The 2,257-nt window shown below is 66.5% G+C and carries 3 protein-coding genes; all 3 read right to left on the reverse strand.

Going from position 1 to position 2,257, the window contains the following annotated elements; all coding sequences use genetic code 11:
- Window positions 1-708 precede the first annotated feature (708 nt).
- Window positions 709-1,425, reverse strand: coding sequence for a GNAT family N-acetyltransferase (locus ACWGIF_RS33315; protein ID WP_453503103.1), 717 nt, complete (start codon window positions 1,423-1,425; stop codon window positions 709-711).
- Between the two features lie 31 nt (window positions 1,426-1,456).
- Window positions 1,457-1,999: a TlpA disulfide reductase family protein gene (locus ACWGIF_RS33320; protein ID WP_453503106.1), complete on the reverse strand. Its 543-nt coding sequence runs from the start codon at window positions 1,997-1,999 to the stop codon at window positions 1,457-1,459.
- Between the two features lie 44 nt (window positions 2,000-2,043).
- The coding region (locus ACWGIF_RS33325) for a hypothetical protein (protein ID WP_453503107.1) at window positions 2,044-2,257 on the reverse strand (214 nt) is incomplete at its 5' end.

The raw sequence follows: 2,257 nt of genomic DNA on the forward strand, positions 1-2,257 counted from the left end.
GCGGCAAGCCGCCGAAGAGCGAAAGGCTTCGCTGACGCTCCGCCAAATGCCCGCGCAAGCGCGGGCATTGAATTCCGCAAGCGGAATTCTAAAGGGATCCCTATTCGCGCAAGCGCGAATAGGGGGAGTCCCGCAAGCGGGACTCTGGCCCGGTCCGCTGCGCTCCCCGGGCAGGGCGTCCGCTAACGCTCCCGCCCAGGCGGCTACGCCGCCGCTGGCAACGGGAGGAGGGTCCATCACCTGCGGGCACTGTGTAGGATCCGGGATTTTCCACCACCACCCCCCGGAACGAAAGGTGACGAGCCGGCACCTGACAGGAACTCAACCCCACCCCGAATCGGGGGGCTCCGCTGCGCTCCGCCCTCACCCTCGAAAGGGAACATCGGGACACACAGCCTACCCCTTCCGGGGGTGATGCGGCATGTACCAATGGCAGAATACAGGGACACCCTCGGGAAAACCTTGGACCCGACTGCCTGACCAGCACGCCGGGTCCCGCGCATCACTGTGATGCACTGTGTAGCATCCCGGATTTTCCGCCACTACCCACCCCCGACACTCCACGCTCCGAGGCCCACCACCGGACGCCAACCCGCAGCAGGAGAGGGGGCGCGGGTGTCCACGATCACGGGGAAACGCCCCTCCTCGGGTACAAGCTGTCTTGGTCGACTGCCTGTACCAACGAGCTCCGTTGCTCTGCGTGAAACGCTAACTACCCGGCCTTGGGGAAACGCTCGAGTACCCCCGGAGCTCGGGTATGAGTGTCTCTTTGTCGAAACCGGTGTCAGACTCGTGCGTGCTGGCGCACGGCGCAGCACCGCCCTCGGCTCGGGGGCGTATCGGTTGTCCTGACCGGCCTGGCTCAGGGTGTGCCGGGCCTTGTGGTTGCCATTCACGGTCGTAGATGGCGTGCACGACCGAGTCGCGCCAGGCACCAGCCTGGTAGACGTGGTTGCGGATGACGCCCTCTTCGGTCATCCCGGTGGCGGACATCGTCCTTGCCGACGCTTCATTGGCAGGAGAACGTTCACCCCGGATACGGTGCAGCTCCAGGACTTCGAACCCGAAGGCGAGGAGCATGCGGGCGGTTTCCACGCCGTAGCCGACTCCCCACTGATCCTGGCGCAGCACGAGGCCGACGACAGCCTCGCGCGGCTTCTGGGGATCCAGGGAAAGGCGGCCGAGACCGATCAGGCCGCCGTCATGTCTGGTGACCACCGCGAACGCGTAGTCGGCGCGGGCAACGACCCGGGCAGCAGCGATATACCAGTCGACGATCGCTTCGACGCCGGCGCGTGTCTGCGTCCCGAGACTCAGGTGCGCTGTGGCTTCCGGGCTCCCGAGAATCGCGAAGAGACCGTCGGTGTCGTCGGCGCTGAGCTCGCGAAGCCTGAGGCGCTCGCTGCTGCAAGTGACCGGGAACATGACCGGACTCACCTCCAAGGCGGGGGGCCGCTCACGATTCCCTGACCGCCTGCCCTCGGTCTGATTCTGAGGCAAGGGCGGTGTTGGGGAGTCTTCGCACCGCGTGGTGGCCGGTGGCGATGGTGCCGTCAGGACCGGTGAGATAGAAGACCGGGAACCCTTGCACGTCGAAAGCCGTGGCAACAGGTCCTCTCATGCCGCTCTCGCACACCACGGTCGCCACAGGCCCCAGCGCGTCAAGCATGTCCTGGCGTGCCGTGTCGTCGGTGCGCTCACTGTCCGCGACCACCGCCAGGACACCGTCACGGGGAAAGCCCCCGCCGCGGACGTAGGCCACGAACTCGGGCAGGTTGGTGCGGCAGTGCGGGCAGTCGACCGCCAGCAACGCCACCGCCGCCGGATGCCGCAGACCAGCCTCGGTAATCGTGTCACCGCCGGTGGTCTGGGCAGTGAACGACGGAATGGGAGTGCCGGCCGGCAGCACCCGGTCAGACTCACCCGCCAGCTGGTCAAGAAGATCGGTATGCGCACGCAGCCGGCGCACCAGACCGAATGTGACCAGCAGATGACCCACGCTCACCACCGTCAGGACAACGGTGAGAACAGCCCACACACTCATCACGGAAACTCCCGTCTCGTGACCCGCCCCGTCATCCGGGAACGCGCGGGAGAGGAGGTGAAGAACAGACCGGCCAGCTCATCGAACACCGACATAACAGCGCCCAGCACAACCCCGGCCCCCGCCGACACCCACAGAACCGCTGCCCCGGCACCCCCACCGTCGACAGCAAGACAGGCGGCCAGCCCCAAAACAGTCAGTGCCATCAGCATC

Source organism: Streptomyces sp. NPDC054849, from assembly GCF_053610945.1.

Excerpts from the sequence above, each read along its gene's own strand:
- ACWGIF_RS33315 (WP_453503103.1), bottom strand. The coding sequence starts at position 1,425 with ATGTTCCCGGTCACTTGCAGCAGCGAGCGCCTCAGGCTTCGCGAGCTC.